15 protein-coding genes are annotated in these 15,566 nt (G+C 39.4%); 7 read left to right on the top strand and 8 right to left on the bottom strand.

Features of this window, described 5'->3' with window-relative positions:
* Window positions 1-421: 421 nt before the first annotated feature.
* The 3 genes from K7887_RS08150 to K7887_RS08140 form a co-directional block, all read right to left on the bottom strand.
* Window positions 422-1,162: a YwaF family protein gene (locus K7887_RS08150; RefSeq protein ID WP_223493049.1), complete on the bottom strand. Its 741-nt coding sequence runs from the start codon at window positions 1,160-1,162 to the stop codon at window positions 422-424.
* 35 nt (window positions 1,163-1,197) lie between these two features.
* Window positions 1,198-1,488 (bottom strand): hypothetical protein, encoded by a 291-nt coding sequence (locus K7887_RS08145; protein ID WP_223493048.1) that lies wholly within the window; start codon window positions 1,486-1,488, stop codon window positions 1,198-1,200.
* Window positions 1,489-1,549: 61 nt separating this feature from the next.
* Window positions 1,550-2,533, bottom strand: coding sequence for a S66 family peptidase (locus tag K7887_RS08140; protein ID WP_223493609.1), 984 nt, complete (start codon window positions 2,531-2,533; stop codon window positions 1,550-1,552).
* Window positions 2,534-2,833: 300 nt separating this feature from the next.
* Here K7887_RS08140 and K7887_RS08135 point away from each other — a divergent pair, with 300 nt between their 5' ends.
* Entirely contained in the window at window positions 2,834-3,622 is a 789-nt protein-coding gene (locus K7887_RS08135) for an alpha/beta fold hydrolase (protein WP_223493047.1), read from the top strand.
* Window positions 3,623-3,708: 86 nt separating this feature from the next.
* Here K7887_RS08135 and rsgA read toward each other — a convergent pair whose 3' ends face one another.
* Window positions 3,709-4,770: a ribosome small subunit-dependent GTPase A gene (gene rsgA, locus K7887_RS08130; RefSeq protein ID WP_223493046.1), complete on the bottom strand. Its 1,062-nt coding sequence runs from the start codon at window positions 4,768-4,770 to the stop codon at window positions 3,709-3,711.
* A 322-nt stretch (window positions 4,771-5,092) separates the two neighbouring features.
* A complete protein-coding gene (locus K7887_RS08125; RefSeq protein WP_223493045.1) occupies window positions 5,093-6,289 on the bottom strand; it encodes an MFS transporter in 1,197 nt (398 codons plus the stop codon).
* 226 nt (window positions 6,290-6,515) lie between these two features.
* Between K7887_RS08125 and K7887_RS08120 the strand changes: the two genes are divergently transcribed.
* From K7887_RS08120 to K7887_RS08105, 4 genes are all read left to right on the top strand, one after another.
* Window positions 6,516-7,580, top strand: a complete 1,065-nt coding sequence (locus K7887_RS08120) for an AbrB family transcriptional regulator (protein WP_223493043.1) — start codon at window positions 6,516-6,518, stop codon at window positions 7,578-7,580.
* Between the two features lie 72 nt (window positions 7,581-7,652).
* Window positions 7,653-8,684 carry an NAD-dependent epimerase/dehydratase family protein gene (locus K7887_RS08115; protein ID WP_223493042.1) on the top strand — a complete coding sequence of 344 codons (1,032 nt, stop codon included), beginning with the start codon at window positions 7,653-7,655 and terminating at the stop codon, window positions 8,682-8,684.
* 162 nt (window positions 8,685-8,846) lie between these two features.
* A complete protein-coding gene (locus K7887_RS08110) occupies window positions 8,847-9,521 on the top strand; it encodes a LysM peptidoglycan-binding domain-containing protein (RefSeq protein WP_223493041.1) in 675 nt (224 codons plus the stop codon).
* Between the two features lie 66 nt (window positions 9,522-9,587).
* The gene (locus tag K7887_RS08105) at window positions 9,588-10,103 is read left to right on the top strand and encodes an LURP-one-related family protein (protein ID WP_223493040.1); all 516 of its coding nucleotides are present in this window, start codon (window positions 9,588-9,590) and stop codon (window positions 10,101-10,103) included.
* Window positions 10,104-10,164: 61 nt separating this feature from the next.
* Here K7887_RS08105 and abc-f read toward each other — a convergent pair whose 3' ends face one another.
* The 3 genes from abc-f to K7887_RS08090 all read right to left on the bottom strand — a co-directional run bounded on the left by abc-f (window position 10,165) and on the right by K7887_RS08090 (window position 14,564).
* Window positions 10,165-11,889, bottom strand: a complete 1,725-nt coding sequence (gene abc-f, locus K7887_RS08100) for a ribosomal protection-like ABC-F family protein (protein ID WP_223493039.1) — start codon at window positions 11,887-11,889, stop codon at window positions 10,165-10,167.
* Window positions 11,890-12,029: 140 nt separating this feature from the next.
* On the bottom strand, window positions 12,030-13,304 hold the full coding sequence (ltrA, locus tag K7887_RS08095; protein ID WP_223489544.1) for a group II intron reverse transcriptase/maturase: 1,275 nt from the start codon (window positions 13,302-13,304) through the stop codon (window positions 12,030-12,032).
* 810 nt (window positions 13,305-14,114) lie between these two features.
* Window positions 14,115-14,564 carry an NUDIX hydrolase gene (locus K7887_RS08090; RefSeq protein ID WP_223493038.1) on the bottom strand — a complete coding sequence of 150 codons (450 nt, stop codon included), beginning with the start codon at window positions 14,562-14,564 and terminating at the stop codon, window positions 14,115-14,117.
* Between the two features lie 96 nt (window positions 14,565-14,660).
* Here K7887_RS08090 and K7887_RS08085 point away from each other — a divergent pair, with 96 nt between their 5' ends.
* Together K7887_RS08085 and K7887_RS08080 are read left to right on the top strand one after the other, a co-directional pair.
* Window positions 14,661-14,942, top strand: coding sequence for a hypothetical protein (locus tag K7887_RS08085; RefSeq protein ID WP_223493037.1), 282 nt, complete (start codon window positions 14,661-14,663; stop codon window positions 14,940-14,942).
* A 147-nt stretch (window positions 14,943-15,089) separates the two neighbouring features.
* Window positions 15,090-15,545 (top strand): VOC family protein, encoded by a 456-nt coding sequence (locus tag K7887_RS08080; RefSeq protein ID WP_223493036.1) that lies wholly within the window; start codon window positions 15,090-15,092, stop codon window positions 15,543-15,545.
* Window positions 15,546-15,566: the final 21 nt, after the last annotated feature.

Genomic DNA, 15,566 nt, shown 5'->3' with positions numbered 1-15,566 from the left:
GATAGAATTGGTGTAAAAGGATTTTGATTGGAGGGTATTGCTTAAGTGGGAATTCTTATTGATATATTAATTGTTGTTGTATTTTCTTTAATCTTTTTTGGCGTATATAAATATGTGATGAAAACGATCAGGAAGTATTAAAAGAACCGCTCCCTTTTTGAATTGGGGGCGGTTTTTTTGGTTGTGCTTAAACTTGTTTATGCATTAGGGTCCTAATAGCTAACACGTTGGGAAATAAAGGATTATATTAACCCTAAATGGTTTCCTAGTAAGTGGAAATGTCTATTAGTAGCATTCTATTCGACCGAACCACCTCAATCAGCACGGGAATTGTCTAATAGAACCCCTCTATTCTACCGAACCACCTCAATCAGCACGGGAATTGTCTATTGGAGGAATTCCTCCACTTACTTAGCAATTACTACAAACCCCCAGCTTTTTCATGCTTATTTGTTTTCAACTTTTCTTTAATAAAGAAAGGAGCATATAACAATAAAAAGATAACTAATACAACTAATTCAAGCCACAGAATATACCAAGGATAAGGACCCAAAAAGTCAATGAGACTTGCATTAGTAGGCTTTTGAGCGAGGAACATGTAATTCCCACCCGTCAACCGGTTTACCAAAAACACCACTAAAGCAATAACATTTAAAGCAGCAAATGCTTTCCAAACGGACATGAATTTCACTTGAAACTTTTCAACCCATAGCATATAAAATACAGCCAGAATGATGGATATATGAGCTATGAAAAAATGTAAGAATCGAAAATGAGGAAAGTCATAAAAAAGCTCCGGAGTAAGCAAAGCCTGTAGCGCCCCGCCGACACCCAGAAAGTACACCACTTCAAATACCCATTTCTGCCTCATCAGAAGCATCCATACACAAAGATATAGACTTATAGAACATAATTGGAATGGTAAGGTGTATCGGATATCCCACATGTTGGTGGAAAAATACCAATAGTTCAGCCATATCTCAGAGCCAGCCAGGCCCAAGAGAATCAACCATCTGCCTCCCCGCTTCATCCATGGTTTATTTCTAAATAAAAATAGAAAAAGAAGGAGTGCTAAAGTTACGCATAAACTTATTAAGTGGGAAGCTGAAAAAAGGAGTGAGCCTTCCATATAAGCTTCCGGATCGGTATAAGTACTAAACATCTGCACAGGACCTCCTTTTGCTTCTAAATATCTGGCTATGAAATCTGCTTCTTGATCCAGCCTTTTACTTGTTCAGGAGAATAATAGTTTCTGCCGCTAATATCAAGTTTCGGTATTTCGGGGTATTGGTATAGAAGCGCCCTCGTTTCTTCTTTTGTTAAACCAATATGAGAATGCAAATCTTGCTCTTTCACTATAAGGTCTTCTTCCTCATCGAACAATGTATCCAACGGGTTTCTGCTGTTGGATTGTGGTGAGAAACCTTTTATTGCCTCAAACAAAAAATATGCACATGCAATAATGGTAACAGCTAACCATAAGTCCAAAAAAATCGCCTCCTTTTTATCTGATATTTTGAATACGTATGATTGTTGAGTTATGTTTCAGTTATATCGTATGCAATGTAATTTTCACGTCGTTTTGCTTCACTTGTAGTTTTACTTTCCCTCCTATCGGAAAAGTGAACATCGGACTGGTATGACCGAAATCTGCATTTGCCACAACTGGAATATGGGATAGCTCTTTTTTCGAGTGAATGATTGTTTGAATCAGCTCATTAGTAACATTGGACACTTTCTCAAAACGACCTATCACAATCCCTTTCACATCACTAAAGCCTGGTTGGTGGATGAGAGATTGCAAATCACGATCAAACGTCTTCGGGCACGTTAATTTATCATCCTCAAGAAAGAGTACGGAATCTTTAAGACTTGGCATAAATTCAGTTCCTTGAAGAAGATTCAATGTACATAGATTCCCGCCGATTATTGTTCCTTCACATTCTCCTTCATTAATAACAAGATAACCTTCATTGGGGTAAAACTTTCTGTTATCCTGGTCCATATACCACGCATCATTACTCAATTCTGAAGACTGTTCTATCTCAAAAGAGGAAGCAGCTTCTTCAAGTAACATCTTCTTAAAGTATTCCAGCGAATATTCGAAGCCCTTCACCATCCCAAATGAAGAAAAGTGAACCCCGGAGTAAGTGACAAGCCCAGATTTAGCATAAATCGCATTACCCAACGCAGTAATATCTGAGTACCCACAAAAAATCTTTGGATTATCTCTAATCAAATCATAATCAATATAGGATAATAGCTGATTTGCCTGGTACCCTCCGATTGTAGATAGTATTGCATTTACATTTTTATCTTTGAATGCGTCATGAAGATCCTCTATTCGAGATTCTATGGATGATGTCATCAAACTGTTACATTCATTGATATGCTTCCCGAATGTCACTTTTAGTCCTAATTGTTCTAGTCTATGTGTCGACAACTCGATATTTTCCTTTGACAGGATCGAATGAGAAGTGGACGGTGCAATAATCCTTACTTCATCTCCCTCTCTAAGCCTTGCCGGTACCATCATAACCCCAACCTCCATTACAAACCAATTTACCTACTATTCTACCAAACAAACCCACAAAACTTCTATAACTTTCCAGAAAACCACAATAAAAACTAGAGTTATACTAGAATAAGAATATTTATGCAAAAAATGAATAAAAGGGGTCAGACCCCTTTTTTCATTCTTCACAAAATAGTAAGAATTTGCGGGTTGAGAATCTTGGTGTGGTATGTGTATACTTGGTATTACAAGTTTTTTTATTTGGTTTTTTGGGTATTGATTGTTGATTTGAAATATGCAAATTAAGTGAGGACTATTATGTATTATAAAACGCTTACTCATTCTTCATCGAAAGAGTGGATTGTGCTGTTTCATGGGTTTGGGGGGAATTCTTCCATTTTTTATAAGCAGCTGAAAGCTTTCCGCGCTGAATATAATATTCTTTTATTAGATCTGCCTGGTCACGGAAAGTCTCCATACCCGAATGGCGTAGATCTTTTTGAGTATTCCTCTGAACAGACGATTGGGATTTTGAACAAACTGAAAATTGAATCCGCTCACTTTGTTGGTATTTCACTTGGAACCATTATCATGCAGGAAATTGCGCTCCGTAAACCTTCTGTCATTAAATCGATGGTACTTGGCGGCGCAACTCCAAAACTGAAAAAATGGGGTGAGTTTCTTTGCCGACTGTCCGTATTCTATCCTCTGAGAAAAATACTGCCACATATGGTACCTTATCGTATTTTTGCACGGGTACTACTACCAAAGAAGAATCACTCAGATTCAAGAAAAGCTTTCATTAAAGAGGCTTATAAACTTTCCAAAGAAACCTATCTAGGATGGGTCCTCTCTGGTCTGAACGGTTACACCACTTATGATCGCTTGAAAGCAATTAAGAATAAGATTCCGAAGCTATATATTTCCGGTTCTGAAGATCATATGTTTTTAAGCAATACGAAGGAATATGTTAAGCAGGAAGAAAACTCCACATTAGAAGTGATTGAGAAATGTGGGCATGTATGTAATATTGAAGAAAGTGACAAATTCAATGATCTTGCCGTCTCTTTTATGAAACGTGTTGATAAGATCAGAATTACGGCATAAATAACTAGAGGCGTAAAGACCCTCTAGTTATTTTTTTAAACAAAAAACCACAAGGCACCTAACTCGCACCTTGTGGCTTCTCTCCCTTATTTCTTTTTCCCGCCGCGTACTCCAGCCGTGATTTTCTTCCACTTCTCTTTTTCTGCAAGTTGAGCACGTTTGTCATTTTTTCTCTCCAAGAATGCAAGTTCCCGCTGCAGCTTTACATAGCTTTGGTATCTGCCAGCATCCAAAGTGCCTTCTTCAATCGCGCCTTGAACAGCACACTTTGGCTCATTAGCATGCTTACAATCCCGGAAATAGCACTGCTCAGCCAGCTCTTCAATATCTTGAAAACTTTGACCGATCGCGCCATCCGCTTCCCATAATTGAAGTTCCCTCATACCAGGAGTATCCAGTACAAGACCGCCAGTAGGCAACATGTACAATTCCCGGTAGGTTGTCGTATGTTTCCCCTTGTCGTCATCACTACGAACTTCTTGAATAAGTTGCTTCTCTTCTCCAAGAAGATAATTCGTCAACGTGGACTTCCCCGCTCCTGATGAACCTAATAATGCCACTGTTTTTCCCTCTGTAAAATAGGATGCCAGTTCCTCTAATCCCGTTTCTGCCTTCACACTTACCGCATGAATTGGAACACCAAAGGCAACTGCTTCCACCTCGGCAATTTTCCCGGGAATATCTTCACACAAATCAGACTTCGTTAAGACCACCACTGGATTGGAGCCACTTTCCCACGCCATCACCAGGTACCTTTCCAATCTTCTTGGATTAAAATCATAGTTTAAAGATTGCACAAGAAATACGGTATCCACATTTGCTGCTACAATCTGCTCTTCCGTCGTTAGACCAGCTGCTTTTCTAGAAAATTTACTGAACCTTGGTAACAAAGCGTGGATCGTTGCTTTGCCTTCTTCCTGACGTTCACTCAACACAACCCAATCCCCAACAGCCGGATAATCTTCTCTAGCTACAGCTTCAAACCGGTATTTTCCCGACACTTCCGCCAGGCAATCACCATGGTCCGTTTCCACTCTGTACAACCTTTTATGCTCGAGCATCACTCTGCCCACTGTATATCCTTGCTCTTCATATTCAATGAAAGCTTTATTTAAAAATTCATTCCAACCTAATTGATTTCTTTTCAATGTGTTTTCCTCCTAATGGAAAGTAGATAATTTTTTTGGCAAAACAAAAAGACCGTTCGCACGGTCTTTTGCAAAATCATTTATAAACCATGAGACGTTACGTCACAGCCCATGGAAATCTACAATCTCATCAGAAAAAGAACAGATTAATTTAACGATTTCTATGCAAGGGCTGTGCTTCATTATTTAATTGATTGGCATTTACAACAATTAACTTTTTCATAAAAACATCCCTCGCTTCCATTCGTTTTTTATTACACAATTCATATTATGGTATTTTTAGCTAAAAGTAAATAGGCTATCTGAATTTTCTTAAAAGAAATTAGTTTGCTTCCACCTGAGCCAATCTTTTCTTTTGTTTCGATTGCCATGTGAAAGATACAACGATCGTCACACTTAAAACGAACAGTCCAAGCACAAACGGGTAGATGATATTCACATCGTATAATAATCCAGCAAGTGTTGGCCCCAAGACGTTTCCAATACTCATATATGCATTGTTCATTCCCATCGCAAATCCTTGCTCATTGCCTGCCAATTTCGAAATTAAGGTATTGATGACAGGTCTCAAGATTGAAGTTGCCAAGAAAATAATCAAGGTGATCCCAAAGAACACACCATAACTTGAAGCAAATAAAGAAACCAAGAAACCGATTGCCGCTACGCATAAGAAGATATTTAATACATTTCCTTCTCCTATAGCCCGCACAATTCGATCTACTACAAAAAGCTGCACGATAACACTGATTATTCCAGTAGCCGTAATCATTACGGCAATCTCTTGCGGAGTTGCGCCAAACTGATTATCAATGAATAACCCGAGAACAGACTCATATGCCATCAATCCAAAGCTCATCACAAGCGTTATAATTAGCGGGATAAAATACGGTTTGTTAACCGAAAGGGCCAGTTTTTTAATCATCGGCTCTGGATTTCCCTCTTGTGCCATTACCGTCTCTTTCTCCCTACTTTCTTTTAACACAAGAATAGAGAAAACAGTTGCCACTAGCGAAATCAAAGCAGATACCAACAATGGAGTTTTTAATCCGAAGTCAGCTAAGAACCCGCCAATTCCAGGGCCAATCACGATACCCAATGACATGGCAGCGGAAATGTAACTGTTCCCTTTTGCCCGTTGATCCATCGTGGTGATATCCGCTACATAAGCAAAAAGGGCGGGTATTAAAAGTGCTGCTCCTATTCCACCAATAACACGCGAAAAGTAAAGCATCCACACAGAATCAAATCCATAAAAAACAAACATGGACAAGGTCAACCCTGCTAAACCTAAAATAATCATAATACGTCGCCCATATTGATCGGCCCATTTTCCAGCCAACGGTGACATGACAAACTGCGCACCTGCGAATATGGCAATCATTAACCCCGCAGCCAATCCGCCTTCACCGATGGAATCCAAGTATGCCGGAAGAATAGGTATGATTATTCCGAAACTCCCCACTGCAATAAACATATTTATCATTAAAATGATCATTTTCTTACGTTGTTCAGGTGCCATTATGTCACTTCTTCCTATTATTTATTTCGTGCCTCTTACTAAATCAACTTTAGTATTTTATGACTTTTGGAGGCTGGTGTCAATGGAAGAAGTTTTCCCAGTTTCACCCAAAATTATGGATTGGGCGATTGAGGACTTCCACACAGTCAAGGAAACCCTTTATATAAACCAAACTCCCCCTAAAATATGTTACAATTGCTTTATTCGGATAAAGGAGTATTTAGACATGCGAAATATACCTATTTTTAAACTAATAGAAGCATATATGCTAGGCGGAATTGGAGGATATATCTTTTATCTTGCTAACCTGCCTCTGCCTTGGGTTCTCGGAGCACTCTCTTCCATCATGCTTTATCAAGGTTTTTCTAAGCGGAAGGTATACTGCCCAGATCCTTTAAAACAAAGTGGATTTTTGGTTCTCGGATTGTTTTTCGGCCTTTATTTTACAAAAGACACCTTATTGACGGTTGCTCCGTACATACTACCTTATGTCTTATCCACCATTGCTTTGGTTGCAGTGAGTATTTTAAACAGTGTACTAGTTACGAAGTGGATATCCGTAGATAAAATTACGAGTGTATTTGGTTCGATTCCTGGGGGACTTTCCGAAATGGTGATTGCAAGTGAATCCCTTAATGCTAAAAGTTCCTTGGTAGTCATTTTCCAAACAGTACGTTTACTAACAGTGTTGTTCTTGGTTCCTTTTATTGTCGTCCATACTTTTTCATCTGATGGGATTGGTCAAGATGTTACGGCCACCATTGGGAGCACGTATGAATTTGGGGGATGGCACTATCTTTGGTTCCTTCCAGCAGTAATTGGAGGGGTGCTTTTGAAAAATAAAGTACCAGCTGGCATTGTCATCGTACCACTTGCCTTGACTGCCATGTTTAACATAACCCTTATAGAAATGGCCACGCTTCCTCCTTTGTTATTGATACTCGCGCAGATAACTGTAGGAATTGGAATGGGAAAAGGAATAGCATTTGCAGATCTGAAGCTTGGGGGTAAATATTGCGTTGTTTATTTTGGTTTGACGGTAACGTTAATAATGGTATCTTTTGGACTTGGGACGATTCTCGCAGCGATGACCAGTTTGGATTTGCCGACTGCCATCTTGAGCGTCGCACCCGGCGGGCTAATTGAAATGGTGTTGACAGCAACGTCTGTAGGAGGAGATCCTGCTGTTGTCAGCTCTTTGCAATTAATACGTCTATTATTCATTATTATTGTTGTCCCACCTCTTCTTAAGTGGTATTTTAGGAGAATTCCAAAAGAAAAAATTGCGTAAAAGTCAAAAAAGAGGATTATTTGTCTGTTATAGAGAATTAGCTAACTATAACCTATTCATGGAGGCCTACATATGAGAATTTTAGTGATTGGCGGTACGCGGTTTTTAGGAAGATTTATAGTAGAAGAAGCGTTAAAGCAAGGTCATGAAGTTACGATGTTCAATCGTGGCAATCATGTAGATTTGTTTCCGCAGGTTGAATGCATTGTAGGAGATCGCAACAAAGACCTTTCCCTTCTTGAAGCTGGAAAATGGGATGTAGCAATAGATACTTGCGGTTATACGCCTAAAGCAATTGCTGAATCCACAAGGGTGCTGGCGGATAAAGTCGACCATTATACTTTTATTTCGAGCATTTCGGTTTACAAAGATTGGATTCCAACAGACATTAAAGAGGACTATCCCGTTCAATCCTTAACAGAAAAGGAAATAGAAGAAATCGGCTATGGAACACAAGAGCAAATCAATGCCCATTATGGAGCTTTGAAAGCAGAAAGTGAACTCGCCGCAGAGCAAAATATGCCTAACAAGGTATTGCATGTCCGTTCTGGACTCCTGGTTGGACCACATGATTATTCTGATCGTTTCAGCTACTGGGTCAATCGGGTTGCTGAAGGTGGCGAGGTATTAGCGCCAGGCAGAAAAGAAAGAGAAATCCAATATATTGATGCCAGAGACATGGCACTGTGGATACTTAAAATGGCAGATGAAAAAATAACCGGCAATTTTAACGTAACAGGACCGACAACACCTGTTAGCATGGAAGATTACCTTAATGTATGCAAAACAGTAAGTGGTTCAGATGCTGAATTTGTCTGGGCAGAGGAAAGCTTCTTATTGGAACAAAATGTTGCACCTTGGACAGAAATGCCACTTTGGATTCCAGAAGAGCATCCACTAGTAGAAGGCAGTGAACCTTGGCGTGGCGCTAGCTCCATAAGTATTGAAAAAGCGCTGCAGCACAGATTGGAAGTGCGTTCCGTAGAAGAAACGGTAAAAGATGTCCGAGATTGGGTGGCATCAAAAGTGGATGAAGAGCGAAAAGCTGGAATTCATAGAGAAAAAGAACAGAATGTGTTGAATGCTTGGAAAACAAGAGCATAAATCATGTTTAAGACAGCCTGCGATGTTGGTAATCGCAGGCTTCTTCGTTTTAATCTCCCTCTTATAAAAATGGGCTTAACTATTTTTCATGTACAAGCGACAAATTTCAACCAACTACGTCAAAGTAAGTGTAATCAAAAATTCTAAATTGGAGTGTTCAACATGAAAAAACATCAAAAAGCCATTCTTGCATTAGCCATTACCCTTGGCCTATCGGGTGCACTTGGGTTCTCATCTTATGAACCTGCTTTTGCTTCAAGCACTGATGAAGTTATCACCATTAAAAAAGGGGATACACTTTACAGTCTTTCAAAGAAATACGATGTCACTATCGACGAGCTCAAAAAGATGAATGATCTAACAAGTTCTAAAATTATTGCGGGAGAGAAACTTATTATAAAAGAAGCAACAGACATCGTTGTGAAAAAGGGTGACACCCTCTACTCCCTTGCAAAAACTCACGGAACTACCGTAAAGAAGTTAAAAGAATGGAATCTGTTAACCTATGACAATATTTATACCGGCCAAAAACTTTTAGTAAAAGCTCCTGTCATTATCGAGGTAAAAAAAGGAGATACTCTATACTCTTTAGCTAAAAAAGCTAACACTTCCGTCGAGCAACTGAAGGACTGGAACAGCCTAACTACTGACACCATTAAGGTCGGCCAAAAACTCTTCCTCTCCACTTCTCCGGAGAGCTTCACCATCACAGTAAAAAAAGGGGACACCTTGTATTCGTTATCTAAAAAATACGGAACATCAGTTGCTGCCTTAAAAGAACTTAATGAACTTACCTCCAATACCATTTATTCAGGACAGAAATTGAGACTAAACTAAATTAAATATGAAACTATCTCCATCCTTATTCGTATTAGTAGATATAGAATAAAGGAGGAACAGCGAATGAAAAAGACTGTCTATTTTTCAGATAACTTCTTCTCTTCTGGAGAAACGGAGATATCTAACGAGGATCAAAAGATTATTGGAAAGTTAGATTTAAGGAGTGCTTTTTCTGCTGCTGTAGATATCAAAACTCCTGACGGGAAAATAATTTTAAGTGGAAGTTTCGGTTTTTTCTCGAATAAGTGGTATATAAAGGATCATGAAGAAAAAGAGTTAGGAGAGCTTCGTGAACGGTTCGCATTCTTCAAATCCATTTATGAATACAAAGCCCACGGTCGTGGAATTTATCGCTTGGAAAGTCCCGCGTTTTCAAGGGAATATACACTTTTTGATGAAAACGATGAATTGGCTGCAGAATTCAAAAGAACAGATAGCTTCTTTGAGTCAGCGGCATTTGAATTATCCGACTACACAACGGACTTAGAGACGGAAGAATTAGTAGCAGTGGTGATGGGAATGAACGCCATCCAGAAAAGAAGAAGTTCACAAAACAGCGCTGCACCTCCAGCTACATGATGATTAATGAAAAAGGCTGACATTAGGGTATTATTGTACCTAATGTCAGCCTCTTCACTTATTACGCCAATTCTTTTTTTAATTGCATTAACTTGAGTAACTCATTATCAATATCGGAATATTCTTGACTATCCCTATTTACCATGCTGATTTTCCCCAATAATTCGGTAATCCTGGCCTCCAAAATCGCAACCTTTTCTCTGGCTTCTTTTTCAGAAGATGACACCTGCTCCCTTTTACTCTCTTCATACTCTTTTAGGCCTGTTTCTACCCGTTTGATTCTTTTATTTTCAATCACCAGCAGCTTTTCACATAGCTTCTCCATAAAATAGCGGTCATGGGAGATAACGATGAGCGTACCATTGAACGTAGACAAAGTAGCTTCCATCTGCTCCCTGCTTGGTAAGTCCAGATGATTGGTCGGTTCGTCCAGGATTAAAACATCATATTCCTGCATAATCATGTGGACCAACTTGACTCTTGTCTTTTCCCCAAGACTCAGAGTTTCAAGAGGTTTAGTGAGCTTTTCCTCATGCATTCCCATATTCGCAAAAATCGTGCGAGCTTTGGATACACGCTCCCATCCAATAAGGTCTAAAAATTCCATAGCAGTTTTATCCATAGGCATGTCACTGACTTCCTGACTCAGATAGGCAATTTTCAGGGAAGCACTTTTCCACAGAGAACCTTTTGTCGTAGATTCCTGTTCCAACAGCATTTTGATAAAAGTGGTTTTCCCTGCTCCATTTTCACCAATTAACCCTATTCTTTCTCCATGTTTCACATAAAAATGACTTTTTTCAAAGAGAAGCCGATCTCCATATTGCTTGGTCAGCCCTTTCGCTTCCAGAATTCTTTTTCCTCTTTTTCCGTCCGTTTCAAATTCAAATTTGACCTGGACTTCTTCCTTCGGCTTTTCCACTTTATGTTTGGACAGTTCAAGCTCCAGCCTTTTGGTCTTTGATTTAATTTGATTATCCTTTTTCTTCGCTTTTACCCGCTCGAACTCCTTGAGGCCCATCTGCTTACGCTCACCAGGATTATCTCTCTTCCCTGCCTCCCTATGCGCTTTTTCCGACCATTGCTTCAAGTTGGCAACTTGATCTTCAATCATTTTTATTTTTCGCTGTTGCTTCCCATAGTCACGGGTTTGCTGATCGAGACGACGCTGTTTCTCTTGACGATAAGCTGTATAATTACCTTCATACTCCATCAACTTACAGTCTTCTATTTCATAAATCTTAGAAACCGTCTTATCTAAGAAGTATCTGTCATGAGAGATGATGACTGCCGCACCAGCAAACTTGTTCAGTTCTGATACTAGCCAGTGTACACCCTTCAAGTCCATGTGGTTTGTCGGCTCATCCAGACAAAGAAGCTGTGGTGATTGGGTCCAAATTTTTGCCAACGCTAGCTTAAGTCTCTCACCACCACTCAAGTTGTCAGAGGAAGCTCCATCTTTTGTAAGGGATTTAACCAAACCCAACTCACTTTGTGTACGCAAGAGCTCTTTGGCTTCCTCCATCATTTCCTGATCTGTATTAATCGTATAATCGGTGCTTTGCGGCAGATATCCGACCTTTAATGTAGCTGGGATTCTAGAAATACTTCCTGAATCTGGCTTGATCGAGCCCATCAATAACTTCATCAAAGTCGTCTTCCCTGCGCCGTTCCATCCAACCAATCCAATCTTTTCACCATTTCTTATATCAAAAGAGATATCCTTCAAAATATCCCGTTCCCCAAAACTTTTATTCATTTGTTTCACTTGTAGTATCATCGTCATACATATGCACCTCATCATCGTTTTTTTGTTTATAAATGAGCAGCCATAGTATCAATCAATCGAGTAGAGGGAAAATAACTTAAATTATTTTCGCCCCTCTCACACCACCGTACATACGGTTCCGTATACGGCGGTTCAATTTATATTACAGTGTGTACTTTTAGATAATGTTCTAAAGCAGAGGGGAATCCCCTCTGCTTTAATCTTTTGTTTGAGATAGCTCTATGAATAACTTTTGATAGTCCGATGAACCGGTAACCTCTCCGACAGAAAGTTAACCCTTTCGCTTCTTCCTTCGGAATTCCTAGTTGGACAAGCGATTTGATTTGTTTTTTCGGTACCTTCCATTGCTTCCAAATGATAACTCTGATTCTGGAGCGAAGCTTCTGGTCTATCTCAGTCATTGCTGTTTTCATATTTGAAGTTCTAAAGTAATTAACCCATCCGATTATGACTTGTTTTAGTTTTATTATTCGATAGTCCAACCGTATACTCCAATTTCGCTTTGTTAATTTCCGAAGCTTCCGTTGGAATTTTTGAATGGAGTCAGGATGAGGTCGTACTTGATATTTCTTACTTTTACTATCGTAGTAGTAACCAAAACCTAAGAATTTCAAGTCATTGGGACGAGAGATTTTACTCTTTTCCATGTTGACTATCAGTCCTAATTTCTTTTCTATGAACCGTACAATTGAATCCATCACTCTATTAGCCGCTTTCTCACTCTTCACAAAAATTAGGGCGTCATCTGCATATCTTACAAATTGGAGTCCTCTACTTTCTAGTTCCTTATCCAATTCGTTCAACATAATATTACTCAGAAGTGGACTTAGGTTTCCTCCTTGCGGAGTCCCAACTGGTGTGGTCTCATATCTTCCATTCACCATCACTCCACTGACGAGATATTTTCTTATTAGAGAGATGACATCTCCATCATCTATTGTGTTAGAGATGATTCGCATGAGTTTATCATGGTGGACTGTATCGAAAAACCTTTCAAGATCAATGTCCACAACCCAGTTATGTCCATCATTTAGAAATTCAAGGCTTTTAATAATTGCCATCTCACAGCTTCTTTTGGGTCTGAAGCCATAACTAAATTCGCTGAACTGCTTTTCAAATATCGGGCTGAGTATTTGATGGATGGCTTGTTGAACTACCCTATCCACTACTGTTGGTATTCCCAATTTGCGCATCTTGCCATTTTCTTTTGGGATTTCCACTCTTAAGGCAGCTTGTGGTTGGTATTTTCTTGTTCTGATGCGCTGACGCAGCTCGTCTTTGTGCTCTTTCAGATATTGCTTTAATTCATCGACCGTTATTCCGTCGACCCCACTCGCACCTTTGTTTTTATAGACACGAAGGTAAGCTTCATTCATGTTTTGATTACTTAGTATTTGTTCTAAAAGTTCCACACTCGTTTCTCCTATCCGTTCACGTAGTAAGTGATTATTCCATTTTGGTTATCCTCTGAGATACGCTCATACGTTCACCATTAACACATTCGGAACACTTCACTTACGCATTCGTGGTGTCGAAACACTATAAATTGTTCAGCCCTTCATGGAATAATTCCACTACTATGGCTTCGGCTGACTTCTTGCGGCAAACCTTTTTCGACTGTACCTTGGTACATCCGCAAGACCTCCCAGGGTAAGACAACTATCTTTCCTCTTTTACTCGCCTGATTTACCCTACAAAGTTACGCACATCTTTTGGACTTTGACTTGTTGAGGAGCCTCATCCCTTTGAAGAGCCTTAGTATCAGATTTCTGTTCGTCGAGCCAAGATTTTATTCCACGCTTCCTCCCGCCCTTACCTCACGGTAAGTACCTTGCGCTTCCTTAGTGGTTGGTCGATGTGTACCCCCACAGTGGACTTTCACCACCTAGATAGATGCCATGCCTGGCACACTCACAAAAAACCTCCCCGGAATCCTGGAGAGGTTTAAAAGAAAAGTCGATTGCATATGCAAACAACGCCTATTCTACAAGTAAGTATCACAAAATAACACTAATCCATCACGGATAGCGAAGAAACTATACATCGATACTTATGGCAGGTAAAAAACGGGCAGACTAATCCAATTCTCCAGGGTTCTCATTTTATTAATCACATGAGTTCACTCCTAAAAAATAGATTAATTCCACATCGCACCTAGTACCTTCCTTTTCTCGTATCGTCTTGCACTATTAGTATATTTTCCCTTTTACATATTGTCAATCCTAATTCAAACAATGCTTTTTGAAATATTTCCTTGTTTCCTCGTGTGCAAGCTTTCTAAGCACCACTTCTTTTTTGAAAAAACCAATCTCACTGACCTCGTCATCTTGTGGCAACCAATCTTTGTTTTCCCCTCTATATTCAACAAGAAACATGGTTGTCTCTTGGGAATGATATCCGATCTTGTCAGCTACTTCTTTAGGAAATTTGAAGCTTATTTTTTCTTCAAATTCTTTCTTAACTAGAAATACCTTCATTCCCGTCTCTTCCTCTAATTCCCTTAAAATAGCTTCCTCAAGAGAAGAATCCTCTTCCTCCACCCCGCCTTTTATAAAATCCCATTCTCCCTCAATTTCTTTTTTTCCTTCTGTTGTATGTATTTTTGTTTTCAAAATTAAAACATAATCTTCACCAATCGTTACAATTGCCCCAACGGCTTTTCTGACTTTCATAACCGACCTACTTTCCGATTTCTGAATCTTTTATCACTTTTATGATATACTATAGATAAAGAAACAGAAACCATCATAACGGAGGTTATGCAAGACATGGAATATCTTTTTCCAGTGATTGCGCTATTCTTGTTAGGTATGCTTGTATTTTCAGGTGGCAGTTTAATGGCATACTTGAACAAAAAAGTTCATTTTGTCAGTGTGATTCTTACCATGGTCAGTTTTGGAATCTTATATAGTCTGATTGCAAGAATCACCGATTGGTTACCTGCCATAATTACGATGTCCACCGTCCTCTCACTGTTAGGGATATGGGTTGTGAACAACTATCGTACTGTCAAAATCGCTCCGAAACAATTAGATAAACAAACTCCATAATATATTGTGATAAAGGCACATAACCACATTTGGTTGTGTGTTTTTTCCGTCTCAAGTAGAATGGGATCTCCACACTTATTCCGGAGGTCTGGTCTAGAAACTCCTATACAATAAAAGTAGTTAAAAAATATTAGGAGGTAACTTTCAATGAAAAACGCGGAATTATATGAAACGCATGTGAAAACGGTAAATTTGAAGTCGGCGGTAGCTTTCTATAAAAGCCTAGGGTTGGAGCTTGCATACTTTTTAGAGGAGCGGAGAGTAGCATTTTTCTTTTTAGGTGATTCAGATAAGAAACAACAGATGTTGGGGGTTTGGGAGGTTAATGAGCATGAATTTGTTCGCTCCCATTTTGCTTTTAAGGTCACGCTCGAACAGTTGCTGGGCATTCCAACATTTTTAGATGCAAAGGGTATTGCGCTTTCCCCAAGCTTTGGATTGGACGCAAGCCAACCCGTTGTCCACGCATGGATGCCGGCAGCCTGCTATTATTTCTCAGATCCTGACGGCAATAGTTTGGAGTATCTCGCTCTAATCGACCAGGAACCAAAACCTGAATTAGGTGTATTACATTTGAGCGAATGGGAAAAGGCTTTTCAGTAATAAGGATTTATTGCTACTGAA

This window comes from Sutcliffiella horikoshii (assembly GCF_019931755.1).
GTDB classification, from domain to species: domain Bacteria; phylum Bacillota; class Bacilli; order Bacillales; family Bacillaceae_I; genus Sutcliffiella_A; species Sutcliffiella_A horikoshii_E.
Note: the sequence above shows the minus strand (reverse complement) of the source record. Positions and strands in the feature narration are given on the sequence as shown.